This window comes from Candidatus Methylarchaceae archaeon HK02M2, assembly GCA_024256165.1.
GTDB lineage: Archaea > Thermoproteota > Nitrososphaeria > Nitrososphaerales > JACAEJ01 > HK02M2.
In genome coordinates this window covers 1-25,849 of record JAKLZG010000015.1, presented here as the reverse complement: position 1 = coordinate 25,849, position 25,849 = coordinate 1, and the positions used below count along the sequence as shown (strand labels likewise).

Here is a 25,849-nt window from a genome sequence, read left to right as displayed (position 1 = left end):
TCGAAAGAGAAACCTTCCCAAGACTCGTCGATTATGGAGAAATATCAGCATTTCCATACTATGGCTTCTGGAGGGTTGTAGACAGTATCAAAGACTTGAAAGAAGTCGAGAAGGAGATTATAGAGATTGAGAGTGTATTGATGGATAAGACTTGAAAAGATGAATAATTTTTTTCTTTGAAAGTTTGATCTATTTTGAATTACTATTAAAATAGATTTAGTTATTTTAACATTAATAAAATAAATATACCTAACAATTTGTAGGTATCTTAAAAATAGGATTAGACGAACCTTGATTGCTATTATACTTGGCGGAGGATATGCCACAAGGCTCTGGCCACTTACTAAAGATAAACCAAAGCCTCTCTTATCTGTTGCTGAGAAACCAATAATTGAATATATTGTTGAGAAGTTAGTTGAGCTGGAAGTCATTAAACAAATAATTATATCCATAAATCTGAAGTTTGAGCCTCATTTTAGAGAATGGCAAAGCATGTATCATAATTCAGTGGAGATTTTAGTAGAAAAATCACGATCTGAAGAAGAGAAGCTTGGTGCAGTGAAAGCCCTTGCTCAAATTACATCAAAGGTAGACGATGATTGCTTAATATTGGCTGGAGATAATTTATTCACATCTGATCTTGATGGTATGATACAAACCTTTGACAAGAAGAAGGCCCCAATCATCGCTCTTTATAATGTGAAGAGTTTAGATTTGGCAAAGCGATACTCAACTATAAATTTGGATGCTGATAATAGAATAATAGACTTTATTGAGAAACCTAAAATACCCAAGACAACCCTCATAGGAACTTGCATCTACATTGTCCCAAAAAGAACGCTACCAAGATTAAAAGAGTATTTAGAAAAGGGCTTGGGTAGAGATGAACCGGGACTTTTCATTGAGTGGCTCCATAGGCAGGAGCCTGTTTATGGCTATATCCTTGAAGGTTACTGGTGTGATATTGGAAATTTAGAATCATACAAAAAAGCTGATAAGTTTTTCTCTAATCTATTAACTTAAAAATAATTCTGGCTTAATGAGCTATAAATAGCTGGCAAGATAGTCTCTATTTAAGTCAGAATTAATTTTGCGAAAACAGATCCTCGACTCCCTTTCTAATCTATTATTAAACGCCTTCTTTTTCCACTTTAGCAATTTCCAGATAGACCTTATCTCCTACCTTTAGTCCCGATTCTTCATATTCTATCATATCCAATTTTATTGTAGTTACGAATTTACCCATCATCTGCCTCGATAAACCTGTGAGGTTTCGCTGTAAATTCTTCATTAGATCTTCTATAGATGTAAACGTCATTGCTTGCATACCAACTCTTGATTGAGAAGAATCTCTTAACTCCCTAGGGTCGGATAATGAGACGAGTACATAAGGTCCTCCACTCGGATCAGCAACAATTTCAACGACGACATACTCTTTTTTCAAATGAAAATCTCTATCTCCCTGTGTTTATCATTTATCAACTTTTCTAATAAATGTCATTGTTGTAATTTGAACTAATACAAATACTGGCTTTTTTTCCATCTTTTATATTTTCTTTTTATTCTATCTTTGTCTAATTCTGGAAGATCTAGTAATTTAATCCGTTTATAAATATAGTCTATACCTTTTCCCATTTTACGAGCTATCTCAATATAGGTAATTCCGCAATGCTTTTTCCATCTTTTAAAGATTTCAGCTTCTTCGATTGGGTTAAGAATATACATTAGCTCGATTAAACTTTGCTTAAAGACCTCATTATCATCTATATCCTCGATAATACAAGATACCTCTTTTATTCCAGCTATCAAAGAACCCTCATACCTTTTCTTACCCCATATTTGTTCGTATTTTCCTTTTTTGGTTTTGGATAGTCTTACCTTTAAAGGAAGGTCAACATCACCCTTGTTTTCTATCTTTTTTACAATTTCAGATATATCACCTAAATCGAATTTTTCAGGAATTAACGGACAAGGAATTATGTCTATTAGTGAGATTTTCTTTACTTCACTCAAATATTTTACCTTCTTGGTTTGAGGGATAGTTACTTATTTAGTAGTTCATTCCTTTTATACTGTTATAATTATATCACAAAGCTGTCTAATCATTGAAATTACCTTTTTATCAATTCCTTCATTTATAGTAAAAATGATAGCATCTATACCTAAAACTCTAAGCTTTCCAAAAACAAAATGTAAATACTTCAATAGTGAGTCAGGACTGTTATAAAGCAATAGGGTCGCTATAGAGTCGAAGAGAATCCAACCTCGTTTATCTTTATTTTTACCTTTAAGCCAAGCCAAAGCTTTTTCTATAGCCATCTGCATTGCTGAGAGCTCTGAAGGAGAAGAAATATAGATAATATTATTTAGTTCCGAGTCACCAACATTTTTAGAGATCAGATCTATTATCCATATACGCCCTTTCTCAATATCATTTTTAAGATCGTATTCATACTCTTTTACTTTCTCGATCAGATTTTTGGAAGGTCTATTAGAGGACACATATATGCCATAACTGCTACTTTTCTTCTTATAATTTAAAAACTCAGCAATCAACTTATTTTGGTTCTCTTTAGCTGGAAACTCCACAATCATAATAGATCCTGAAGAGATATTTGCAAGCTTGTCCTTAATTCCCACTCTGATTACTACCTCTTCTATTAAGTGAGATATAAGTATCTTTTATACTATGGGGGATAAAATGTTGTGTAGAATGAATTGTTGTACTATTAGTTACTCATTTTTTAAAGGGTTGTTAAGTAAATTTTATGAAACAAAAATGTTATTGAGACATTTTACTATCTTATAATAATTAAATATCATTTATGAAAGTATTGAGCATTGAACTTTTTACTAATATGCGGTCGCCGGGATTTGAACCCGGGTTGTCAGCTGGCCTCCTTCATAAAGTTGGAGGGCTTCCACACCTTAAAGGTATGATGTCCTAAACCAGACTGGACGACGACCGCACATCACACATATTGGGAATGTATTAATATATTTACATTAGATTTTAAGAGCAAATGATAAGTAAAATTAGTCGCCCTTTAAATGCATGTGTACGGCCTTTGAGCTAAGTATTGAGGCGAATTATAATAAAGCTTATAGGATCATATTTTTTAAGTAATTTAGGTGCCTACGATGATAGCTGACTGCCAAATTTTCTATTGATTCTGAAAAAGAAACTCTCTTTAATAAGACCTTTGAATCCTAAAGTTGAGGAAAGGCTTTGATCGATCAATCATTAAAATATTTTCAAGAATTTTTATCTCCTCTTTATAAACCGAAGTATATTGAAGATAAAGTAAGAACATACTGGCAGAAAGAAAATATAAAGAAGATAGTGGCTGAGCAATTGAAAGATAAACCTCATGTAGGCTATGTTGAAGGTCCACCAACCCTAAATGGTGAGCCACATATAGGTCATATTAGAGGAAGGATAATTAAGGATTTATGGTACAGGCAATTGGTTTTAAAAGGATTTAATGTTGTCTTCAGGGCTGGTTGGGATACTCAAGGCTTACCAGTCGAGCTTCAAGCTGAAAAAGAATTGGGATTAATGGGGAATAAGGCTGAAAATATAAAAGCTGTTGGCGAGGAAGCGATAATTAGAGCATGTAAAGATCTAATCAACAAGTATTACAAATTATGGCGGGAATCTGATGAACTCTTAGGTATGTCTATGGATTATGATAAAGCATATTGGACATTTAAAGATGATTATATAGAGAGAGAATGGAAATATCTCGAAAAAGCATGGAAGAAAGGTCTATTAGGAGAAGGCTACCGTGTAGTAGCTTACTGCCCGAGTTGTCAGACATCTCTAAGTCATAGTGAAGTAGTTCAAGGCTATAGATTAGTTGTTGATCCATCTCTACACTTTAAGATGAAGCTTAGTGAGGAAGATGCTTACCTTATACTTTGGACGACTATGCCTTTCACTATAGTAACAGATCAAATGGTGGCTGTCAAACCAGATGCCAACTATACATATGTAAAGGTAGGTAACGAAATTTGGATAGTAGGTGAGAAAAGGCTAGTTTCTCTTATGGATGAATTGGGTATATCTGACTATGAAGTTTTAAAAGTCATAAAGGGCTACAAGTTAGAAGGGAAAAAGTATCTCCATCCATTGATGGATTTAATACCTAAGCAACTGATATTGGATAAAGAAAGTTATGTTCATACAATAATTGCTGAAGATTTTGTAGATGTAGATACAGGCTCAGGTCTAGTACACCTCTCTCCTGCAAATGGAGAGGAAGATTTTCATGCTTCCATTAAAAGAAATATGCCAGTCTTCAATCCTATTGATGATAGAGCTTATTTTACACATGAAGCTGGAGTATTCGATGGAATGTACCTACGTGATGCCGATGAAAAGGTTATCGATCTGCTCAAAGAAAGAGAGATGATCTTAAAAGTCAATAAAATAAGCCATGAATATCCGACATGTTGGCGCTCACAGCATAAATTGGTCTGGATTGCTAGAAGAGAATACTTTTATTGGGTGGACAAGCTCGAAGATCTTGCAATTCGTGCTGCCGAAGGTATCAAATATTATTACAATCCTCCGAAAAACCGCTTTATTGACATAATAAATGAGAAAGTTCCTTGGTGTATATCTAGGGAGAGAATATGGGGTGCACCATTACCAATTTGGGTATGTGAAGGATGTAAAAAAAAGATACCAGCTTTCAGCAGAGAGGAGATAGTTAATAAGGCATTAGAACTCCCCTATGGTCGGAATTTTGAACTGCATCGCCCATGGTTGGATAAAATTTTATTAGAATGTCCAGATTGTGGTAGTAAAGCTTATCGTGAACCCTTCGTCCTTGATACGTGGCATAATAGTGGGGCATCTCCTTATGCCTCCTTCACTGATAAAGAGTATAAAGACTTAGTGCCAGTCGAGTTCTTGACAGAAGGTATAGACCAGACTAGAGGATGGGCTTATACATTACTTATAGAACATATCATTCTAACTGAGAGGGCAGAAGCACCTTACAAAGCTTTCCTATTCACGGGTCATGTTTTAGATGAGAAAGGAAGAAAAATGAGTAAGAGTTTAGGTAATGTTATAGACGCACTAGATATATTGAAATCAAGCTCAGTTGACGTCCTTAGATTCTACTTGATCTGGAGAAATAGCCCATTAGATACACTTAATTTCAGCATAAGTGAGATGGACTCAAGACCATATCAAGTTCTTAGTACTCTATATTATATGCACATCTATTTCCAACAAAACAGTTCGTATGACGGTTATAATCAAGCAGATAATACATTAGATTGGGCTCTCAAGAATAAATTATTGAAACCTCACGAACTTTGGCTTCTTTCAAATCTTCAAAATCTAATCGCTAATGTATCTAACGGTTATAAAAATTGTAGATATAATGAATCTGCAAAAGAAATAGAAAATTTTGTAATAGAAATCTTGAGCCAAAGATATATACCTATGACAAGAAGTGAAATATGGGATGATAGTAAAGAAACTTTAAACAGGAGACTTGCAATATATGCTACCCTTGAAAAAGTTCTAATAACTTTGGATGTTTTATTTCACCCTATCTCTCCTTACTTGACTGAGTTTTTATATCAAACTCTTTATGCTAAGAGTATGAGACAGAAGCCAACAATACTGCTTGAAAGTTGGCCTAGATCGAATCTAGATTTTGTAGATAAAGAACTTGAGTTAGAGTTCGAATTGCTTGCAAACCTCATATCTTTATCCAATACTGCAAGGATGAAAGGACGATTAAAGAGGAGGTGGCCTTTAAGAAAAGCTGTTTTTGTAATACCAAAAGAAAAAATTTCTAAGGTCGAAAAGCATAAGGAAATCCTTAGAGATCAGATCAATGTTAAAGAGATGCTTTTAACTTCAAGTTTAAATAAGGCAAAGATTATTTTAAATATTCAACCAAAATACGCCGCTCTAGGACCGAAGCTGAAAAATAGAATGTCCATTTTATCAAGTCTTCTTAAAGCTAGCGATCCTCTCGAGATTTACAATCAATTAAATGATAAGGGTTTCATAATGAAGAGAATAGATAACGAAGATTTCAAGTTAATGAAAGATGAGTTAAGCATATCTTATACTTCAGATGAAAAATATATAGTCCTTGAGAAGGATGGTCTCATTATTTCATTGGATGTTGAAAGAGATAGTGACTTAATTATTAAGGGGGTGATAAGAGACCTAGCCCGGAGGATGCAAAACCTCAGAAAAGAAAGAGGTTACAATCCAACAGATATTATCGAAGGTGCTTACGTGGTATGTTTAGATCCTGAACTAAAAAAGCAGATAATATCAAGATCTTCTGATCTAACATTTTTAGTAAGGGTTAAAAACGTTCATATATCGGAAAAACCTTATGAGGGTGTGAATTGGGTCGATGTAGAGATAGACGGTAGAAGAATAAAGATATCGGTGGAATAATTTTAAGATAATGGAAGTATACTATGTTTTTATTAAGGCTAAATTTAGAATTTGATCTATGCTTCCAACTTCGATTAGCTTTATTGAATAATTTTCCCAAGCATATTCTACAAAATCAATAGTTTCAGGTTCATAAAAGACCCTTACGAATTTGAATATCCAAAAATCGATAATTTCTTCTCTCTTGATCCAATTTGTTTGTACTGTCTGACCTTGAGGAACCAAGAACGTTTTGACACCAATTTCCGAGCTTGCTTCTATTTTTTCCATTATGCTTCCGACCTTACCAATTGAACCATCTATCTCAATAGTCCCTGTCATCATAATGCTTTGATTTACTATTGAACCAGTGATTGCAGAATAGACTAAAGTCGTCATACTGGCACCTGCACTTGGTCCATCGACAACTGTAGCATCTATTGTAGTAACGGTAAAAATTACGTTAGCATCGGAAAAGTCTACACTTAATAATTCTGAGGTAACTTGAACTGCAGTTCTGGCAGATTCTTGAAAACTAACTCCTGTTAAAGGTTCTGTGTTAACCAATATTTGACCATCTCCTTCAAGAATTTTTACGCTAATCTCAATAATTACTCCTTCGCCATCATCAGTTACTGCTGGAGCTTTAATTATTTTAATAGGTGATGGGACTACTTTTTGAGTTGGACAAGTTTCAATCAGTTTTTCATGCTCAAATAATATATACTCCGACAAGAATAAGTTTGTAGCTAAAGAAATTACTAAAAGAGCCGATATGAAGACTAACTTCTTCTCCAAACCTGTCCACCGATTATAATTATGACTTACTCTTAAATTTTTGAGGTTTTTACAAATGTTTATATGCGAACTTTTATCGATCTTCTGAATGAAAGAAATTTGAGACAAGTTAAATTATTCTTGATACTTTTGATTTTACTTGCTTCCTTTATCCCACTTGCGCCAAAGGTTTCAACTAAAAGTTCAATGATTGAAGGAGTACCTTACGTTTGGCAAAGGCTTGATGGATTATGCGGTTCCGCCTCATTAACAAGTATCCTCAAATATTATGGGGTGGATGTCGACTTAGATCGTGTTTTAGATTTATCTGGTGCTGGATGGGGTATGATGTATATTCGGTCAGACCCTAATTGGTTTTTCAGTCTTTCCGCATTCGATTATCAAAGTCAAATCGAGGATTATAAGGCCCTTGTCGATGCTTTAGGTTTCGAATTAACCTATTATTCTCAGTTCGAAGTGACACCATATCCGGGAGTGAAGAACCAAACTCTGAGTAGCTGGGATGATGCATGGAACCTACTTACTTCCAAGATAGATTCAAGTGATCCTGTATTACTTAGCGTTGATCCAGCAGTTCTTCCACCCGAACAGTACGATATTTATCGATTTTTTAGTATAACAGGTGCTTCTCATGGAGTTGTTGCTATAGGGTACAACGAAACTAATGTTAAGATAATCGATCCTGGTATAGGGATATGGGATGAGCACCCTCATCCTAGTAATGGAGAAGGAGTATATTGGGTTCCTTTAGCAACCTTTAAAGAGGCTTGGGAAAATAGATATTTTATAGCATTTACTCTTTCCCGAATCAGTGAGGGAAAAGATTTGATATCTGCGACCATAGAAAGAGCTCGTGATAAACTCTCTCCAGCATTGAATTTAACTGGCATATATCCCTCTATTTATAATCCTAGTTTTGGTTGGTCTCTTGGTTATGAGTTTTATAGGGATTTCGCTTATGATATGCAACCTGAAAACTTCAAGATTATGATGACTTCTTGGCTAAATTATCTTGGTGATGATATTACTTCACTAATTACAGTTGTTAAATCCCTTCCATCAGGAGTAGTGTATGTTGTTTCTTTGTCAAAGCAATTACTTAACTATAGCGCAACAGATCTTGCTAAAATCTTGAATTCTTTACCCAATTATAAAGGAGATACTGTAGCTGAACTAAACTCTGCAATTTCCTCTCTTGATCCCCTAACAGATGATTATCTTCTAAATAATCCTTACCCTCTCGTTGTTGAGAGATCTAAAAACACTATTATCGATCAGACCTTTAATAGCTTCGCCAAAGCATTAGAAGATGGAGCCAATATTAGTTCAGCTGTAGACTCAATTGAGCATAATCTTTTTGCTTTAAGTTCAAATTTGAGTACTGTGTCCTCCCATTTAAAGAGTGCCATCGAAATGTTCCCATATCAACTTACAGTTTCCTCAGCTTATGATTCTCCAAAAGGCTCAGGGTGGTATGACCCTGGAACAAACGTGACTTTTTCAATTGAAACTCCAGTAGGATTTATCGTCAAACAGATATTCACAAACTGGAGTGGAGACTCAAATGCAACAACTCCCAAAGCTACGATAGTTATGGATGATCATCATACAGTGGTCGCTGAATGGAGAAATGATTATTCTCAACTCATAAGTTATACTCGGATCTATATATTAGCGGCTATTTTAATCTCAGTGATCATTTTTTATATATTGTTATTATACCATTACAATTATCTAAAGTAATTCTATATTTGGCAAGAATCCCCCTATGTCTAAAACTCACTTTATAGATTCGTTAAATAGTCGTTAAGTTATTAGTTAAAAAAATCGTTAAATAATGTGTTAAAAAACCAAATTTAACACATTTGAATCTACTTAAAGGTAAAGCATATATTATAAGTCTATTTGGAAGCCTGTTTACCTAATTAAATGACAAGCTGCGGGGATACCAGTATATCGGTAAACATTTGTTATAGTTTGACAAAGTTGAGTATTAGGTCAAACACTTTTCATAATAGCTAGTAAGTAATTGCGAGATATTATTATGTAATGAAATAATAGTAAGGTGAAAGTTGACGGTGAATTTCTCTAAAAAATGGGTCAAAGATGAATTAGAGAGTCGCCGTGAAAAATTGAAGGAGGCAATAAAACCAGCAGAACCGTTGAAAATTAGAGTTAAGGAAGCTGAACGCAAGATTAAGATTCAAATAAAGAAACTTGATATGATGTTGGTAAAACTTAGAGCAAGAGATTCATTTATATTCGAAAAGATGGTTACGGCAGTCAAGAAACATGATCTAAAGATGCGTAATGCTCTCTTAAACGAGATTACAGAAGTAAGGAGAACTGCTAAGTTAGTGAGCCAAACAAAGATGCTCCTCGAGCAGATAACACTTCGATTGAATACAATCCAAAATACTGGCGATTTAGTAGTAATTTTAGCACCAGTTGTAAGTGGCATTGGTAAAGTCCGTTCAGGGTTGGCTAGAGTAATACCAGAAACAGAATATGAGATAAGAGAAATCAGTAGTGTGCTGAGTGATGTAGTCATGAATGCAGGTCGACTAGAAGGGATTACTCTAAATTTTGAGGTTGCAAATGAGGATGCTGAAAAGATCTTAGCAGAAGCATCGGCTGTGGCGGAACATAATATGAGAGATGATTTCCCTAAGTTACCTAAATTAGAAAAAAGATCTATGTCTAATGTTGCTGAAGATTTTTAATAGATGTTAATCTGATAGAACCCTTATATTTATAAGTTATATATACTAAGGTCGGAAAGGCTTTGAAGCTAAAAACCATTTTATCCTTATTCTTGGGTTTCATCCTTCTGATTTTTATGATCTTGCAGATTGATATTGAGCAACTTTATGAAGCTATTATAGGGTCATCCCCTATTTGGCTTGCTTATTACCTTTTATTAATGGTGCCATTCTTCCTACTCAGAGCATGGCGCTGGCGAATACTTCTAACTCCTGTTAAGAAGTATGTTAAGTTGTCTAGTACTTTCTGGATAACCATGGTTGGATTTATGGTAAATGTTCTCATCCCACTACGTCTAGGTGGAGAATTTGTAAGAGCTTTTGCAATGGATGGTAAAGAGAAGACAGGTTTCTTTGGAACCTTGTCATCAGTTGTTGTTGAAAGAGTGTTAGATCTTTTTGGCATAACATTATTGGGTGTGATAGGGATATTCTTGATCCCTGAAGAAATAAACATGCCTTATTGGTTTGTAGATTCTCTTAAAATTGTAGGTATATTTGTGGTGATAGCCATAGTGGGTTTGATGCTTGGGACTAGATACGATATTTTTTTACTTGATCTTATTAAAAAAATTATCTATGCAATTCCAAAGTTGCCACATAAATGGCAAGATAAAATCATTAGTTTTTCAAAATCAATAATTAATGGGGCAAAAGGTTTGAGCCAAAACTCTTCAACACTACTCTTCACTTTAATTTCAACTCTTGTAATATGGAGTATGGCTTCTTTATCAACTTTCTTGATATTCAAAGCTTTTAATTACGAAGTTCCTATAACTATCATTCTTCTTGGAAGTATGCTAGTTCAGTTATCATTCATCTTTCCTGCCCCACCAGGATACTTGGGCACTTATGAGGCTTTTTGGATGGCTATTTTCATCGGACTAGGCTTATCAAATATTAATTTAATATTTACAACCGCAATCGTCAGCCACATATTGAGCAATATGTTCATAATAACAACGGGATCGATAGGAGTAGCATCGATGGGTCTTTCTTTTGAGAAAGTGATGAAGATGAAGTCTACACAATCTTAAAGTTACACTTTTTTTATATAATAAGAAACTCAAATAGGAGACGCATCATACCCGATCCTGGTCAAATATGCCGCAAACTCAGAAGAAAAACCATGAACCGTATAAATTTTTGTTGGTTTACATTTTTCGATGAATTTGACCAGTTCATCAAAATCACAATGATCACTTAGAGGGAAAGCGTAATCGTACGACATTGAGTATTTGTATCTGGGCGTTATACTCCAGCCACTGAATGCTATATTGACTGCATTATAATTTTTCTTTAACCATCTCATAATCCAACGATTGTACATAGGAGAAATCAAAATCCATGGTTTCTTTCTTAATAGATCCCTTTCGAGTGCTTTTTGGTAAGAGATGAAATCACGAAGATTTACCCCCATTCTGATACAAGCATGATTCATCTTTTGCACAGATTCATGTACATAGATGGGATCCCAGCTTGAAAAAAGGTAAGATAAAATCTGCGCTTTACCTAAAGGGTAGCCCATCAATACAACTGGTATCCCTTGTGAGAAAAGATGAGATATTAGCTTATTGACTTCATCAACTATTCTATCTAAAGGAGGGAAATGGAAGTAGTCTTTACCATAAGTGCATTCAATTATCAATGTTTCACATTGAACACTATGACATTTACTTAGAAAGGCTCGAGGTCTCGTAATAAAATCTCCAGTATAAAAGATATCTCCATCGATTAATAATCCACGTGAACCTAGAATGTGTCCAGAATCTATAAGTTGAAAACCATCTAATTCTCGTTTCGTTTCTCTAAGGTCAAACCCTCTCTCTCTTGCGAGAAAAGCAGTCTCATTTGATGCTAAAACTTGAGTTCCTCTCTTCGGAGAATGCATATGGTCGATATGTGCGTGGGATACGAACACTACATCTGCATCAGATGCCTTATGGGGATCTAAAGCTATCTTCATATTGTTATAATCAATGAGTATGCCGTTTTTACTCTTTATAGAAATTTTATTACCCAAAATCCCCCAACTCAGTGTAAGGGGGTATATTTTTAAACTATCTTTGATAAAGAGTTATTGGTTTTTAGATATGCCTATCAAAATAGGGCTAATCGGTAAAACAAACACTGGTAAGACAACGTTCTTTAATTCAGCTACACTTCGATCCGCTGAAGTATCAACTTATCCCTTTACTACTAAATCACCTAATTTAGGGACAGGCAATGCTGTTACTTTATGTGTACATAAGGAGTTTAAAGTTGATGATAACCCAAAGAACTCTATCTGCATCGAAGGTTGGCGATTTATACCTATCGAGTTGATTGACCTTCCAGGATTGATAAAAGGTGCTTGGACAGGGAAGGGTTTGGGTAACCAGTTCTTATCTATAGCAGCTCAATCAGATGCTCTTTTACATATAGTTGATACTTCTGGTGGTATAGATGCTGGGGGTAGAATTACTGAGCCAGGAACAGGTGATCCTCTTGCAGATATTGGAGACATAGAAGAAGAGCTTGTGATGTGGTATCTTAAATTGATTGAAAGGAACAAGAGTAGAATCTATAAGTTGATGAAATCTGGAATCGATTTGCCTACAGCAATGGTCGAAGTGCTAAGGGGAATAGGTGTGAAAGAGAGTCATGTAAAAACAACTTTATTGGAGACTAAACTCGAGGCTAAAGATTTTGAAAAATGGTCTGAGGAAGCTACTAAAAATTTTGCATGGGTGTTAAGGGACATCTCCAAACCAACGTTGATACTTGCAAATAAAATGGATCTCCCAACTTCAGCCGAGAATTTTAAACGTATCCAAGATGAATATTCAGATATGATCATAGTGCCTGCCAGTGCTGAAGCTGAATTGACATTGAGAAGAGCTGAGCAAAAAGGTTTCATCAAATATGTTCCTGGTGAGGAGAGGTTCGAGATTCTTAATCGCTCAGCTCTTACTGATAGGCAGAAGTGGGCTCTAAGATTTATTCGAAAGGCTGTATTAGGAGAGTATATGAGAACTGGTGTGCAATTCGCAATAAATGTTGCAGTATTCAAATTACTTAAGATGAATAGCGTATATCCCGTTTATGATGCTAAAAAGTTATCAGACAAACATGGTAATATACTCCCTGATGTCTTCTTACTACCCTCCGGATCAACCGTATCTGAACTCGCTAAAGAAGTTCATTCAGACCTTGCAAGAGGTCTACTCTATGCTTTAGATGCTAGAAGTGGTTTGAGATTACCCTCAGATTATGTGATTAAGGATAGAGATGTTCTCTCGATAGTCTCTACTTCTAAGAAGAAATAATGATCTTGATGTGACCACATAATCAACTTATCATTTATCTGAATAGACGGAACTATGTTTCAATATTGACCTGATTATTATGATATGTAATTAATATGATAATATTGATTTTATTCATCTTGGCTCTCTTTAACTCGAGTAACGAAGATTTCATCCAAACTTCTTACGATAGTCCCATGTTCAGTCATGACTTTAGTCAGTTCTTCATGAGCTACATTCGTGCCCTTTATCGTCAATTTTATGGTCTCAGTCTTTACGTCGACTTCAGTGACAGTTATATCCACTTCTTCAACTCCCTCAACTTCACATAGAGCCGTAGATAGATCTAAAATTGTAGTCTCACGAGGTTTTAGCGAATCTATAACCATTCTTTTTATATGAACTGTCATACCTTGCTATCGTACCCTAATGGAGTTGTATATATAAATTAATGGTTTTACTGGATATGTTAAAAAGTGAATAAACTAGAATTGAATGGTTTGGTATTTTTAGAGATTTGAAAACGAATGAGCTTAATCTGAATATTATGTTTCAGATTGATTAAATATCATTTCAAGTAAGTATTGACCTTTAAAGATAAAGGCAAATATGATGTTTTACAAAATTGATTTATATAACATTTGAAATATATTATTGTATAAAATTGGAAGTCTTGATACAAGTCCCAAATGAGGAGGTATGGTAAGTATTCAAAATCAGACCCTCTCAAAATTAAAAAAATACCTTACAATCGCAGGAGCAAACGAAATTGCACGGAGATATTTTTTATTAAATGGGTTTGATGGAACATTAACTACATTGGGAGTAATAATCGGAGCTTACATTGCAGGAGGGATCGATTCAAAAATAATTCTGAGTGCAGGATTCGGAGCAAGCATTGCCATGGGAATTTCGGGTGCGTGGGGCGCTTTCCTTGCAGAGAGGGCTGAGCGAGTCAGGGGTATGAGGGAACTTGAGCAGGCTATGTTCACAGAATTAAAGAACTCGATAATAGATAGAGCATCGAAGGTGGCTATCCTATGGGTAGCTGTCGTCGATGCCTTATCACCTATTCTAACAGCCTTTATTACCTTATTACCATTCGTTTTCTCTTTCTATGGAATGATACCAATAGGTAGTGCATTCATAGCAGCGATAGCACTTAATATGGCGACCTTATTTGCATTAGGTTTATTCCTTAGCAGGATATCAAAGTCAAATATGCTCTTACAAGGGGCTTTGATGGTTATGACTGGCGTTATCACCTTGTTTTTCCTATTAATTCTTGGACTGGCCTTTTAAAGCATTTACCTATCTTCTATAACACTATTCAATATGTGTTATAATTATACTATCGAATACAGGACAAAGAGCAGTACGAAGGTTAAAGATATCGTATTTATCAGCTTTACAAGTACATGTAACGAAGGCCCTGCACAATCCTTCAATGGATCTCCAAAAGTATCTCCTACTACTGCTGCTTTGTGGGCTTCCGATCCTTTACCACCAAAGGCACCTGCTTCTACAAGTTTCTTTGCATTGTCCCATGAAGCCCCCCCAGTATTCATTAAAAATGCGAGTAGCGTACCACTTACAGTCGCACTTATGAGAAATGCCCCGACAGCTACAGGTCCCAAAATGAAGCCAACTATCAAAGGTACTACAACAGGCATAATGCCAGGGATTATCATCTCTCTTTGAGCCCATAATGTACTGATGTCTACACATTTAGAGTAATCTGGTTTAGCTTTTCCCTCCATCAGACCTGGTATCTCTCTGAACTGCCTTCTTACTTCTTCAACGACCTTGAACGCAGCCTTACCTACAGCCTTAATGGCGTATGCACTGAAGATAAACGGGAGAAGGCCACCAATGAATAAAGCTCCAATTATCTCGGGCTGAACAATATCGACGATTACCTCGGTTGAGGGTATACCTATAACACGTGCATAGTCCGTCAGATAAGCTTGAAAGAGTAAGAGAGCAGCCAAACCTGCTGAACCTAAAGCATAGCCTTTTGTAAGAGCTTTTGTAGTATTGCCAGCAGCATCGAAAGCATCCATCCTATCTCTCGTCTCTTTCTCTGCACCAGACATCTCTGCTAAGCCTGCAGCGTTATCGACAATAGGCCCAAATCCATCCATGCCAAGAATCATACCAGCTACTGAAAGCATCCCCATAGTGGCCACGGCTGTGCCATATACTCCACCTTCATGCCAAGATATGCCTCCAACTTCAAGACTGAAAAGCCCGCCAAGATAGTATCCTATGAGGATAGTTATGACTATAGCTATTACAGGTAAGGCAGTACTCTCCAATGAGACTGAGAAACCGCTGATGATATTGACTGCAGGTCCTGTTGTAGAAGAACTGGCGATCTCTTTAACTGGTCTGTATTTTTTCGAGGTATAGTAATCTGTTATTAAGAAGATGAGGATGCTCATCAAGACCCCTGTAAGGGCTGCTAAGTATAGATTGATACTAAGTATCGTATTTGATACAAGAAAGTAGAGCCCTAAGACAACAATAAGGGTAGTGGCTATCATTCCATTTCTCATAGGTATCATGGGGTCCTTGAAATTGCGAGCTCTGATGAAGGGTACACCTAGGATCGTACCAAAGATACCTACCGCCCTAACTAATAGGGGAAATACAACAAAGAAGAAGTTGCCAGTAACAACAAATAGAGATAAGCCTACAAGCATGGCACCTATGTTTTCAGCAGTCATAGACTCAAATAGGTCAGCACCCCTACCTGCGATATCTCCTACATTGTCACCGACATTATCGGCTATGACTGCAGGATTTCTAGGGTCGTCTTCGGGAATCCCAGCCTCAATCTTGCCGACGATATCAGCTCCTACATCGGCAGCCTTTGTATAAATTCCTCCTCCAAGTTGGGCGAATAAAGCCGATAGGCTAGCTCCGAACCCCAGACTCACTATCAACTCTGGACTGCCGTAAAGATAGAAGAGACCGGTCACTGCTAGAAGACTTAGTCCTACATTGAATAGACCCATGACAAGGCCGCCATAGTAAGCTAATTTCAGTGGAATATCAAGACCGTATCTCACTGAATAAGCCACTTTCGCATTTGCTCGAGTAGCTACATCCATTCCTACATACCCTGCAAGTAAAGAGAACCCAGCTCCAATAAGAAAAGCGAAAGATATGAATGGAATTCCTTGATGATTTGGAAAGTCAAAGGCAAAAAATAGAAGGATAGTGATTATGATCGATATAACCGATATCGTCTTGTACTGTCTCTTAAGGTAGGCCTTTGATCCATCTCTTATTGCCTTCTGTAATTCCTCCATCTTTGGATTTTCGACTTTAAAACGATTTACATACCATGCTAAGTATATGGCAAATAGAAGGGCAACGATACCTGCTATAGGTGCCAATAATTCTAATGGATTATACAACATTTACACTATTATCCTCCAATACGGCTATCTCCATCATGACTCCATTCTTAAATTTAACTGAATTATCATGTACCGGTCTTAAGATATGAATTAAATCTGACTTGAATCTAGAGATCAACCTTCTCGATAAGACCAGCCACGATCAAAGGAAGCAATGCTGTTGCCTCTCCGTGTATCGTAACTTGTCTAGCTCTCGTATTTACCTTGCCCCATGAAATTGCTTCCTTAGTCTGAGCACCACTTAGGCTACCATCGTATTCGACAGCAGTGGTAATGTAAACTGCATAATCGAGTCCTCCTCTGAATTGATTCCACCATAGTACATGATGTTTTGATATGCCTCCACCTATTATCAAGGCTCCAGTTGACTTTGCATCGAATATAATTTCAGAAAGAAGTTCTTCATCTTTTAGAATATCTATCTTGAAGTCTCTATGAACCTGTGAAAAAAGCCAAATCTGACTTCCAACTGCACCATCAGACAATCCTGGTATGACAACAGGTATACCGTTTTTCCATGCCCAATAAAGGATGGAACGTTTATCGTTCACATATTCTCCGAGTCTCTTGCTGAGTTCTACTGATGACAACTCCCTTATTCCTTCCTTATACAATCCATTGAAGAATGGTTGAAGCTTTTCCTCTAACATCGGTCCATAAACTTCACGAGGAACGATAATATTACCGAGTCTATGATAACCTTCTTCATGTAACATTTTATCATCTAGATCAAAACTTCCTTCGTAGTAATCACCCCATGTGCGTGCAAGATCATGATCCAATGTTCCACAAGTTGTTATTATAAGATCGAATAAGTTCAACTTTACAAGGTCTCTCAGGATGCCTCTTAATCCTGTAGCTACAGGGGCTGCGGGAAAACTTAAAAAATTTTTACATGATTCATCCTTAATCATATCAACAAGTATCTCAACACCCTCTGCTAGGTTCTTACCTACAAACCCTCCTGCTTTTCTCATCTCATCTATAATCTTACTTGGTGAAAAAGGCTTATTGAGTTCAATATCTTGGACAGCTCTCAGATCTGATAGTTTCATCTTTACCATGCTCCAATTTATATTGCTGTCTTATTTCAGATATTTCTGTCTTATGTAGTCTTATTTCAGATATCATTATTTTATTATTACTCTGATCTAATTGACAATATAAGATAGGTTCATTAACCTAGAAAATTATCAATAACTTTCTTTGGAACTCCTTTTTTCTGTATTAATACCTTGGCTTCGGATTCTGTTAATCCCCTTTCTTTCAACTTTTTAATAAGATCGATGACTGTCTCTTTTATTTCCCAAGGATATATTATCCATGCTTCCGTCTCTTTTAAAAAATATTCAGGCTTGACTATAGACCATGGTTTGTAATGGAGAGTGCAGACTCTCATCTCCTTCACTCCTTTCTTTTTTATATAATCCTTAACTAACTGAAGACTATGGCCCATATCTGCTACGTCGTCGACTATCAAAACTTTCTTCCCGTCAAGATCAGATAGTATCTGCTGAGTGATCTCTGGCCTTTTCTTTGTCTCTTTAACACCACTGTAATATTCTACACCTACTATCTCACTTTCTACATTTAGCCTATCTGATAGAACCGCTGCTGGTATGAGCCCCCCTCTTGATATACCTATAAGAATGTCTGGCTCAAATTTACTCTCTTTTATCTTCTTGGCGAGTTCCAAAAGCATTTCATCAATTTCTTTCAGACTTGGCATAATGAACTCTGTTTTATCGTTCTCCACACGATTGATTTATTATCAAGTGGTGATAAACTTTATGGGTTAGATATATTGGAACTTGATGTCAACATCATTTTACATGGAAACTTGGTCAATGTATATACAGGTATGATATCGGAGTCTTACGTAGGAATTAAAGACAAGATCATTACATATGTAGGTAGCGATCCAATAAGATCAAAAGAGAGGATAGAACTAGGATCTAAGTATATCCTGCCAGGTTTCATCAATGCCCACATGCATATAGAAAGCTCCTTGATGATTCCCAGCCAGTTTGCAAGAATCGTTGTACCTAGAGGCACTACTTGTGTTATAGCAGACGCTCATGAAATAGCAAATGTCAAGGGCATAGATGGCATGAAATTCATGTTAAGCGATTCTAGAAGAGCTCCTTTGAAGGCCTATTTTATGATACCTTCCTGTGTCCCAGCAACACACCTTGAAACTTCGGGTGCTGAAATTGGCATAGATGAAATCAAGAAACTTAGTAGATTTAAGCGGATAATCGGACTGGGTGAATTCATGGACTTCCCAGGTATAATCAACAAGAAAGAAAAAGATCTTGAAAAGATCAATACTTGTAAAGATATGGTCATCGATGGCCATGCTCCTATGCTCAGAGGTAGAGATCTTTGCACGTATATCTCTGCTGGAATATTCTCAGATCATGAATGTACGACGAAGGAAGAAGCTTTGGAAAAATTATCCCTTGGAATGTGGATCATGATAAGGGAAGGTACCGCAGAAAGAAATCTTACTGAGCTTGTAAAGATTGTATCTAAAGAGAATTCAAGGCATTTTATGTTAGTTACCGATGATAAAGATGCCGGAGATTTATTGGTGGAGGGGGATGTCGACCATAATTTAAGAAAAGCTGTTCGCGAGGGGGTAAATCCGATCGACGCAATTAGAATGGTGACCTTAAACCCTGCTGAATATTACTGTCTCAGGCATTTGGGAGGTGTTTCTCCAGGGAAGAGTGCAGATATCGTAGTAGTGAACGATCTTAAAGATTTCAGTGCAGAACTCGTCATGATAGATGGCAAGATAGTTGCGAGGGAGGGCAGATACTTGATAAAAGACAAAGAAGTCTCTATCAAAAAATCCATTAGGGAGACTATGAACCTAAAGGAAATCCATCCTGATGACTTGGCTATAACTTATGGTAAAAAGAAAAATGTTACTGTTAGAGTTATAGGTGCTATCGAAGATCAGATATATACTAAAGGATTAGAGCACGATTTGAAGGTAGAGCGGAAACATCTCTATTCAGACCCTGATAGTGATGTGATAAAAATCTGTGTGGCAGAGAGGCATAAAGACAGTGGAAGAATTGGAAAGGGTTTTGTAAAAGGTTTTGGTCTTAAAGAAGGTGCCATTGCCTCAAGTGTATCTCATGATTCTCATAACATAATCGTAGTAGGAACAGATGATCAGGATATGTGTGTAGCAGTAAATAAGTTGAAGCAGATGGGAGGGGGGTTCATTGCTGTAAATGATGAAAAAATTCTTGAGAAGCTACCCCTGCCTGTTGCTGGTCTTATGTCTACATGGAATGCTGAAGACATCGTAGTAAACTTAAATAATCTTCATGAAGAAGTGGCAAAACTAGGTTGTAGCTTAAACTCACCTTTTATGACCCTTTCATTCTTAGCACTGCCTGTGATCCCAGAGTTAAAGATAACAGACTTTGGACTGGTTGATGTAAATAAATTCGATTTTGTTCCATTGATTATAAATAAGTAAGGTAATTATACAAATATCATTTTCTTATAAATTCATTGTAGAGAATCAGAAATGATATAGAGAATCAGATAAAATATTTATATGAATTATTATTTTTTGTAATAAAGTGGATTTACTATACTTTTTTCTGTATATTTACTATTCAACGTGAATTAAAATGTCTAGAATAATTAAAAAAAGATCAAAGAAAGTTGGTAGACCGCCAGGAACTCTTATCCATATTGGAGAAAAGAAGGTTGAAAAAGCAAGAATTTCGATCATCGGCTATGATGTAGCCCAAATTCAAGAAAAAGAAGTAAAAACAGTTGAGGAATGTTTCCCCTTTAAAGATACGCCAACTGTAACATGGATAAATGTAGATGGTATTCACCAAGTGGAGATTATAGAAAAAATCGGAAAGCATTTTGACCTTCATCTACTTGTTTTAGAAGACATTATGAATACAGGACAAAGACCAAAAATAGAGGATTTTGAGAATTACCTCTTTATTGTATTAAAAATGCTTAATTATGATGAAAAAAAGAATGAGATCAGATCAGAGCAAATCAGTTTGATTCTTAGCTCAAATTTAGTCTTTTCATTCCAAGAGAGCGAGGGAGATGTATTCGACCCTATCAGAAATAGAATTAGAAATGGGAAAGGACGTATTAGAAAGATGGGTGCCGATTATCTTACTTACGCTCTTATAGATAATATTGTTGATAATTACTTCATTATCTTGGAGAAACTTGGTGAAAGGATAGAAGACATAGAAGATGAGTTGGTGACAAATCCCAGCCAAGAAACCGTGCAAGCTATTCATACATTAAAAAGAGAGATGATATTTTTACGCAAGTCTGTCTGGCCCTTAAGGGAGGTAATCAGTCGTCTAGAAAGAGGAGAATCGCCACTTATCAGGGAGACCACAGGGATTTACCTTAGAGACGTTTACGATCATACAATTCAGGTTATCGATACAGTAGAGACATTCAGAGATATGCTTTCAGGTATGCTTGATATGTATCTCTCAAGTATAAGTAATAGAATGAACGAAGTTATGAAGGTATTGACGATCATTGCTACGATATTTATTCCTTTGACTTTGATAGCGGGAATTTATGGTATGAATTTCAAATTTATGCCAGAACTAGAATTAAATTGGGGTTACCCAACAGTCTTGCTTGTAATGTTTGGTATTGGATTTTTAATGCTGATTTATTTCAGAAGGAAGAAATGGCTATAATTTTTATGAATTTTATAAAAGCACAAACTAAGCTTTTATAAAGAGAAATAACTTCTCGATCGAATCCGATAGTCAAGTTTCACGTTTAGCTGGAAATATTAAAACTGAACATTTAGCTTTATGGCTTACCACATCACTTACACTTCCGAGCAAGAATCGCTTAGCAGTTCCTAGCCCTCTGCTCCCTAAAACAATCAAGTCATAATTCCACTTTTCAGCAAACTCGATGATGCTATCTGATATGACTCCGAACTCAACTTTCTTATCAAATTCCAGGCCTCTTCTTTCAATGGCACCTGAAGCCCTTGAAAAAATACGTTCACTTAACTCCTGAGCTACTTTTGGTGATGAAGTATGCAATCGGGGTTCTTGAACATAAAGTAAAGTGATTTTTGAACCAATCCCTTCAGAAAATTTAACAACATAATTTAGTGCTTTAATCGAGTACTCAGAGCCATCGATGCATATAAGTAGATTGGATAGATCGCAATCTCTTTTAGTGAAAAGTATTGGACACGTAGTGTGTCTGATGACTTTCTTGGTTACGCTTCCCAAAGCATAAGGTTCCTTCTCGTTTTTCCCACGGGCTCCCATGACGATTAGATCGTAATGATCTTTCTTTGAGAACTCTAAGATACTATCAGCAGGATCGATATCTCTAAGTATTTTTATGTCTGCTATTATCTCTTCTTCACTCAACAAAGCCTGTGCATCGTTTACAATCTTATTCGATTCTTTTTCGGTAAATTTTATGATCTCCATTATTACATTACGAGGAATATCGTATGCCAGCCCTTGAGCTGCGTATAAGATTCTATAATATTCCTCCATGGCACGTATGACATGTAAAATAGTTACAGTTGCTCCAGTCTTTTTAGCAATCGTTCTCGTTGTCTGTAAAGCCAGAAGACTTGATTCAGATCCATCTACTGGGACAAGAACTTTTCTTAAAAGATCTTTTTCTTCCATAGGACTTCATCTTTTCGAACATTCTAGTGGGATTGCTTGTTAATTGATTGCTAGTTAATTAATTTTTACCGTATGTTGACGCATAAATTTGCTTTCTAGATGGGAATTGTATTAAAGGATAATGTTCCATCCTCTCAATTATCCACTAAACGATATTGTCAATTATGAATAATTAAAATCATATTCTCCTTATATTCGCTCTCACTTTTTAACTGTTCTAAAACTTCCTTGTTAACTGTAATTGCTAAAACTTTTCGAGGTACAGCCAACGATCTCTCAACCAGTCTTAAAGCAGCATGGAAGACGTTTAAATCGTTTATCTCGAATGTAACGAGTAAGACACCTTTTTTCTTCTCAATACAACCTCGCGGAATGGCAAGTAACTCAAGGTTGTAAGTTAAACGAGAGGTGTATGTTTCTGCTATTACATCTTTGGTAGAAGGATTCTTTGAAGCTATACATAAATTCGAATCAAGATATTCAGCTATTATTGTAGCTATAGTTGCAGAGTACTCATCTGGAAAAGATACGATTACATCAAAATCAATAGCTTCATTTTTCAGCATGTTTGTAGCCATGAAGCCTATTAGTTCTAGGAACCCTATTTTCTTAACAGCTTTCCATATTTTGAATCCCCTTTCGGTTTCACCCATCAATTGTTTTAATAATTTCTCTATCAACTTTTTACTTCTAATATTTTGTATGATCTTTTCTATAGTGTTCTTTTCCGGAACTGCTTGTAAGGCTATATAGCGCCAAAGCCTCTGGTATGGTATGCCTAACAACTCTTCAAGCTCTTTAAAAGTATAGAAGTGTTTCATCATAGAGATAAGTCTTATAACAGAAAGCCTAGTGCTCCCTTTATTTAACCAATCCATTTTCAATATCAGACAACCCTTGACATGTTTGTATAACAGAAAAAGATAGCTCTTAAGTTTAATCTTATATGAAGTTAAATTTCTACTCTTTGAATATGATCCTAGGAATGGATATTTTTTTTTAATATTTTGAAATATTAAAAAGTTCTATTAACTGATACTTTTTTTATTGCACAAGGGGAAATAGAATGAATTACCTAGATTACGAAGAAGACTACGAAGAGGAAGAAGAGGAAGAAGAGGAAGAAGATTACGAAGAAGACTAAGACTGAGAATTAGTGAGTAGCCATAACTGAGGTGAATCATTATGGCAAAGAAGAAAAATTAGTCAAATTCAAAGTAAAATAATCAGATAACTCACTTTTTTCTCAATATATAATCACTATCATATTTCAGCAGATTTTTTAAAACATCGTATAAATATGTCTAGGAGAGTTATCTATTATTATGGCTGGGGAATTAGAATTTTTAGTTTTGTCAATCACGTCTATTGTATCGATTATGAATCCAGCCAGTACTTTAGCAGTTTATACTGTTTTGACAAAAGATATGAAAGCAGAAGAAAGGCATAAAATCATAGTCAGATCGGTAACGATCTCTTTTTTCGTACTATCTTTTTTCGCTTTGACTGGACAACTTCTTTTTACTATATTTAATATAACAATCGCCTCTTTCAAAATAGCAGGTGGCATATTGATGATCGTCCTTGCACTTGGGATGCTATCTTCGAAGAAACGCGAATACTCACCTGACGAACTTGAAGACTTTGCCATAGTCCCACTTACTTTTCCCCTTACAGCAGGTGCAGGTACGATTACAACTGTGATACTTCTCACTTCTGAAGCAAACAACCTTTTACTTGGATCTTTTATCTTCATAGGAATTATTGTTGGGGTGCTATTATCATATCTAGGAATGAAGTACTCTTACCGAATAATAAAACTCGTATCTAGGGAAGGATTACGTGTTATTGCTAGACTATTATCCATAATAATTTTAGCAATCGCTGTACAGTTTATAATAAATGGAATAATGGATGTTATCCTACCCTTTCTGTAAATGAAAAAATATTTAAACCAATAAATGTGCTTCATAATTAAATATGTATACTATATCTTCTGGTCTAAAGGCTCTTATCGTAACCCTCGTTGCTTCCTTAATGCTCATATTGCTGGGAATAGTATATTTCGCATTAATGCTCTTCATCATAAAGATGAGCACAGACTTGATAGGTTATACAATAGATGGAAATTGGGCTACTCTAACTGCTGGATTGATAACTTTGGGAGCACTTATAGGCTCAGCATTAGAAAGAAAAGGATAATCTAAAACAAATAAAATTCTCTTGTTTCCAGACTAGTTATTATTCTGGTTCTTAGTAAACAGTTTTATGATGAAGTTTATTAAAGTCTGGCTTATGACATGGTGTAGAAAAAATGGATGCATCGAGAATTTTGTCAAGTTTTAACTTATCTATTGGTCTTGATATTATTATTACAGTAGCAATTCTTCTGGGCTCTTTTGTTATAGCTATTTCTTCAGTAGCTATAATAAACAGATATGTGAAAAGAATGGCTGAAAAAACAGATACAAGAATCGATGACTATGCGATTATGATAACAAAAGGTCCTTTAACGATATTCATAATACTCTTTGGAATAATATCAGCTTTAGGATATTGGGAAGCTAGGTATCCTGAAACTCTACCTGTCTGGATTTCTTTGAATATGGATGTATTGATTTCTGTAATGAGTGTCTTGATCGCTATATCGGTAATAAGCTTAATCGTAAATAATTATATTAGCAGTCGTATTCAGAAAATTATACTTGAAAATCCTGAGAGAGGAACTTCGTTTAGACTGATCCGCCGAATTATCATGTATATGATCTATTTATTCGGTTCTGTTACCATTTTATCATTGATATTCCCAGGTTTGGTCGGCGCACTTTGGGGACTGCTCGTGGGTGCTGGTTTCCTTGCCATCGTGATAGGTCTCGGCGCTCAGAAAGTAATTGGAAACTTCTTATCAGGGATCAATATCAATATCACACAACCTGTTCGTTTAGGGGATGCGATAATGATTAAAGGGGAGTATGGATTTGTAGAAGAGATTACTTTACGCCATACTGTTATCAGGATTTGGGACAACCGTAGGATGATTATACCGAACTCTGTTTTAGATAATGAGGTTATAATAAATTACACACTTAAAGACCCTAAAAAGCTTTACAGCATTACAATGGGCGTTCCCTATGACACTGATCTAGAAAAAGTAGCAGATATAATGATCGAAGAGGCGAAGAATCACTCTGATGTCCTGCCCGAATTTGAGCCATCATTTTCAGTATTAAATTTTGATGAGGGAGCCATATCGTTGAGGTTGTTGTTTAAAGGAAAAGACCAAGGAACAGCTTTCGGAACAGCTTGTGATTTACGCAGATCGATCAAAAAACGCTTCGATAAAGAAGGGATAAGAATCTGCTGCCCTGCTCGTTACATAACGGGAGTAGAAAAGAATCTGTAGTAAATATATAACAGAATATTTTACTGATTAATTAAAGTTAGATTGTAGATTGTGAATCTA

The 25,849-nt window shown here is 35.9% G+C and carries 23 protein-coding genes and 1 tRNA gene; 12 read left to right on the top strand and 12 right to left on the bottom strand.

Annotated elements, in window-relative coordinates; translation table 11 throughout:
• The first annotated feature begins 291 nt into the window (after positions 1–291).
• Complete coding sequence (locus tag L6N96_01125) at positions 292–1,023, top strand: nucleotidyltransferase family protein (protein MCP8322768.1); 732 nt, start codon at positions 292–294, stop codon at positions 1,021–1,023.
• Between the two features lie 106 nt (positions 1,024–1,129).
• Here the strand turns inward: L6N96_01125 and L6N96_01120 are convergent, their stop codons facing one another.
• The 4 genes from L6N96_01120 to L6N96_01105 all read right to left on the bottom strand — a co-directional run bounded on the left by L6N96_01120 (position 1,130) and on the right by L6N96_01105 (position 2,969).
• Positions 1,130–1,444 (bottom strand): hypothetical protein, encoded by a 315-nt coding sequence (locus tag L6N96_01120; GenBank protein ID MCP8322767.1) that lies wholly within the window; start codon positions 1,442–1,444, stop codon positions 1,130–1,132.
• A 71-nt stretch (positions 1,445–1,515) separates the two neighbouring features.
• Complete coding sequence (locus tag L6N96_01115) at positions 1,516–2,013, bottom strand: ParB/RepB/Spo0J family partition protein (GenBank protein ID MCP8322766.1); 498 nt, start codon at positions 2,011–2,013, stop codon at positions 1,516–1,518.
• Positions 2,014–2,067: 54 nt separating this feature from the next.
• The gene (locus L6N96_01110) at positions 2,068–2,640 is read right to left on the bottom strand and encodes a hypothetical protein (GenBank protein ID MCP8322765.1); all 573 of its coding nucleotides are present in this window, start codon (positions 2,638–2,640) and stop codon (positions 2,068–2,070) included.
• Between the two features lie 219 nt (positions 2,641–2,859).
• A tRNA-Gly gene (locus L6N96_01105) sits at positions 2,860–2,969 on the bottom strand.
• Between the two features lie 260 nt (positions 2,970–3,229).
• On the opposite strand from L6N96_01105, the gene ileS reads away from it, so the two are divergent.
• Positions 3,230–6,442, top strand: a complete 3,213-nt coding sequence (gene ileS / locus L6N96_01100) for an isoleucine--tRNA ligase (GenBank protein ID MCP8322764.1) — start codon at positions 3,230–3,232, stop codon at positions 6,440–6,442.
• Positions 6,443–6,463: 21 nt separating this feature from the next.
• On the opposite strand, the gene L6N96_01095 is transcribed toward ileS, so the two are convergent.
• The gene (locus L6N96_01095) at positions 6,464–7,219 is read right to left on the bottom strand and encodes a hypothetical protein (protein MCP8322763.1); all 756 of its coding nucleotides are present in this window, start codon (positions 7,217–7,219) and stop codon (positions 6,464–6,466) included.
• Positions 7,220–7,318: 99 nt separating this feature from the next.
• Between L6N96_01095 and L6N96_01090 the strand changes: the two genes are divergently transcribed.
• The 3 genes from L6N96_01090 to L6N96_01080 all read left to right on the top strand — a co-directional run bounded on the left by L6N96_01090 (position 7,319) and on the right by L6N96_01080 (position 11,018).
• A complete protein-coding gene (locus L6N96_01090; GenBank protein MCP8322762.1) occupies positions 7,319–8,962 on the top strand; it encodes a BtrH N-terminal domain-containing protein in 1,644 nt (547 codons plus the stop codon).
• A gap of 329 nt (positions 8,963–9,291) precedes the next feature.
• Entirely contained in the window at positions 9,292–9,942 is a 651-nt protein-coding gene (locus L6N96_01085) for a Snf7 family protein (GenBank protein ID MCP8322761.1), read from the top strand.
• Between the two features lie 116 nt (positions 9,943–10,058).
• A complete protein-coding gene (locus L6N96_01080) occupies positions 10,059–11,018 on the top strand; it encodes a flippase-like domain-containing protein (protein ID MCP8322760.1) in 960 nt (319 codons plus the stop codon).
• Between the two features lie 29 nt (positions 11,019–11,047).
• On the opposite strand, the gene L6N96_01075 is transcribed toward L6N96_01080, so the two are convergent.
• Positions 11,048–12,004: an MBL fold metallo-hydrolase gene (locus tag L6N96_01075; GenBank protein MCP8322759.1), complete on the bottom strand. Its 957-nt coding sequence runs from the start codon at positions 12,002–12,004 to the stop codon at positions 11,048–11,050.
• A 70-nt stretch (positions 12,005–12,074) separates the two neighbouring features.
• Here L6N96_01075 and L6N96_01070 point away from each other — a divergent pair, with 70 nt between their 5' ends.
• Positions 12,075–13,289, top strand: coding sequence for a redox-regulated ATPase YchF (locus L6N96_01070; protein MCP8322758.1), 1,215 nt, complete (start codon positions 12,075–12,077; stop codon positions 13,287–13,289).
• A 110-nt stretch (positions 13,290–13,399) separates the two neighbouring features.
• Here the strand turns inward: L6N96_01070 and L6N96_01065 are convergent, their stop codons facing one another.
• Positions 13,400–13,657 carry a DUF211 domain-containing protein gene (locus L6N96_01065; protein MCP8322757.1) on the bottom strand — a complete coding sequence of 86 codons (258 nt, stop codon included), beginning with the start codon at positions 13,655–13,657 and terminating at the stop codon, positions 13,400–13,402.
• 310 nt (positions 13,658–13,967) lie between these two features.
• On the opposite strand from L6N96_01065, the gene L6N96_01060 reads away from it, so the two are divergent.
• Positions 13,968–14,570 carry a hypothetical protein gene (locus L6N96_01060; protein ID MCP8322756.1) on the top strand — a complete coding sequence of 201 codons (603 nt, stop codon included), beginning with the start codon at positions 13,968–13,970 and terminating at the stop codon, positions 14,568–14,570.
• A 44-nt stretch (positions 14,571–14,614) separates the two neighbouring features.
• Here L6N96_01060 and L6N96_01055 read toward each other — a convergent pair whose 3' ends face one another.
• The 3 genes from L6N96_01055 to L6N96_01045 all read right to left on the bottom strand — a co-directional run bounded on the left by L6N96_01055 (position 14,615) and on the right by L6N96_01045 (position 18,425).
• A complete protein-coding gene (locus L6N96_01055; GenBank protein MCP8322755.1) occupies positions 14,615–16,696 on the bottom strand; it encodes a sodium-translocating pyrophosphatase in 2,082 nt (693 codons plus the stop codon).
• A 107-nt stretch (positions 16,697–16,803) separates the two neighbouring features.
• The gene (locus L6N96_01050) at positions 16,804–17,760 is read right to left on the bottom strand and encodes a deoxyhypusine synthase (protein MCP8322754.1); all 957 of its coding nucleotides are present in this window, start codon (positions 17,758–17,760) and stop codon (positions 16,804–16,806) included.
• Positions 17,761–17,873: 113 nt separating this feature from the next.
• Entirely contained in the window at positions 17,874–18,425 is a 552-nt protein-coding gene (locus L6N96_01045) for a phosphoribosyltransferase (GenBank protein ID MCP8322753.1), read from the bottom strand.
• Positions 18,426–18,500: 75 nt separating this feature from the next.
• On the opposite strand from L6N96_01045, the gene ade reads away from it, so the two are divergent.
• Together ade and corA are read left to right on the top strand one after the other, a co-directional pair.
• Positions 18,501–20,195: an adenine deaminase gene (gene ade, locus L6N96_01040; protein ID MCP8322752.1), complete on the top strand. Its 1,695-nt coding sequence runs from the start codon at positions 18,501–18,503 to the stop codon at positions 20,193–20,195.
• Positions 20,196–20,352: 157 nt separating this feature from the next.
• A complete protein-coding gene (gene corA / locus L6N96_01035; GenBank protein ID MCP8322751.1) occupies positions 20,353–21,417 on the top strand; it encodes a magnesium/cobalt transporter CorA in 1,065 nt (354 codons plus the stop codon).
• Between the two features lie 72 nt (positions 21,418–21,489).
• Here the strand turns inward: corA and L6N96_01030 are convergent, their stop codons facing one another.
• Both L6N96_01030 and L6N96_01025 read right to left on the bottom strand, forming a co-directional pair.
• The gene (locus L6N96_01030) at positions 21,490–22,386 is read right to left on the bottom strand and encodes a universal stress protein (GenBank protein MCP8322750.1); all 897 of its coding nucleotides are present in this window, start codon (positions 22,384–22,386) and stop codon (positions 21,490–21,492) included.
• A 158-nt stretch (positions 22,387–22,544) separates the two neighbouring features.
• Complete coding sequence (locus L6N96_01025; GenBank protein MCP8322749.1) at positions 22,545–23,264, bottom strand: hypothetical protein; 720 nt, start codon at positions 23,262–23,264, stop codon at positions 22,545–22,547.
• Between the two features lie 447 nt (positions 23,265–23,711).
• Between L6N96_01025 and L6N96_01020 the strand changes: the two genes are divergently transcribed.
• The 3 genes from L6N96_01020 (at position 23,712) to L6N96_01010 (ending at position 25,789) form a co-directional block, all read left to right on the top strand.
• Positions 23,712–24,323 carry a MarC family protein gene (locus L6N96_01020; GenBank protein MCP8322748.1) on the top strand — a complete coding sequence of 204 codons (612 nt, stop codon included), beginning with the start codon at positions 23,712–23,714 and terminating at the stop codon, positions 24,321–24,323.
• A 43-nt stretch (positions 24,324–24,366) separates the two neighbouring features.
• Positions 24,367–24,588, top strand: coding sequence for a hypothetical protein (locus tag L6N96_01015; GenBank protein ID MCP8322747.1), 222 nt, complete (start codon positions 24,367–24,369; stop codon positions 24,586–24,588).
• A 112-nt stretch (positions 24,589–24,700) separates the two neighbouring features.
• Complete coding sequence (locus L6N96_01010; protein MCP8322746.1) at positions 24,701–25,789, top strand: mechanosensitive ion channel; 1,089 nt, start codon at positions 24,701–24,703, stop codon at positions 25,787–25,789.
• The last annotated feature ends 60 nt before the right edge of the window (positions 25,790–25,849 follow it).

Bases quoted from the DNA above. Each gene is read 5' to 3' on its own strand.
- L6N96_01080 (MCP8322760.1), top strand. From the start codon at position 10,059: ATGATCTTGCAGATTGATATTGAGCAACTTTATGAAGCTATTATAGGG.
- L6N96_01070 (MCP8322758.1), top strand. From the start codon at position 12,075: ATGCCTATCAAAATAGGGCTAATCGGTAAAACAAACACTGGTAAGACA.
- L6N96_01065 (MCP8322757.1), bottom strand. From the start codon at position 13,657: ATGGTTATAGATTCGCTAAAACCTCGTGAGACTACAATTTTAGATCTA.
- L6N96_01060 (MCP8322756.1), top strand. From the start codon at position 13,968: ATGGTAAGTATTCAAAATCAGACCCTCTCAAAATTAAAAAAATACCTT.
- L6N96_01055 (MCP8322755.1), bottom strand. From the start codon at position 16,696: ATGTTGTATAATCCATTAGAATTATTGGCACCTATAGCAGGTATCGTT.
- L6N96_01050 (MCP8322754.1), bottom strand. From the start codon at position 17,760: ATGGTAAAGATGAAACTATCAGATCTGAGAGCTGTCCAAGATATTGAA.
- L6N96_01045 (MCP8322753.1), bottom strand. From the start codon at position 18,425: ATGCCAAGTCTGAAAGAAATTGATGAAATGCTTTTGGAACTCGCCAAG.
- corA (MCP8322751.1), top strand. From the start codon at position 20,353: ATGTCTAGAATAATTAAAAAAAGATCAAAGAAAGTTGGTAGACCGCCA.
- L6N96_01030 (MCP8322750.1), bottom strand. From the start codon at position 22,386: ATGGAAGAAAAAGATCTTTTAAGAAAAGTTCTTGTCCCAGTAGATGGA.
- L6N96_01025 (MCP8322749.1), bottom strand. From the start codon at position 23,264: ATGGATTGGTTAAATAAAGGGAGCACTAGGCTTTCTGTTATAAGACTT.
- L6N96_01020 (MCP8322748.1), top strand. From the start codon at position 23,712: ATGGCTGGGGAATTAGAATTTTTAGTTTTGTCAATCACGTCTATTGTA.
- L6N96_01015 (MCP8322747.1), top strand. From the start codon at position 24,367: ATGTATACTATATCTTCTGGTCTAAAGGCTCTTATCGTAACCCTCGTT.
- L6N96_01010 (MCP8322746.1), top strand. From the start codon at position 24,701: ATGGATGCATCGAGAATTTTGTCAAGTTTTAACTTATCTATTGGTCTT.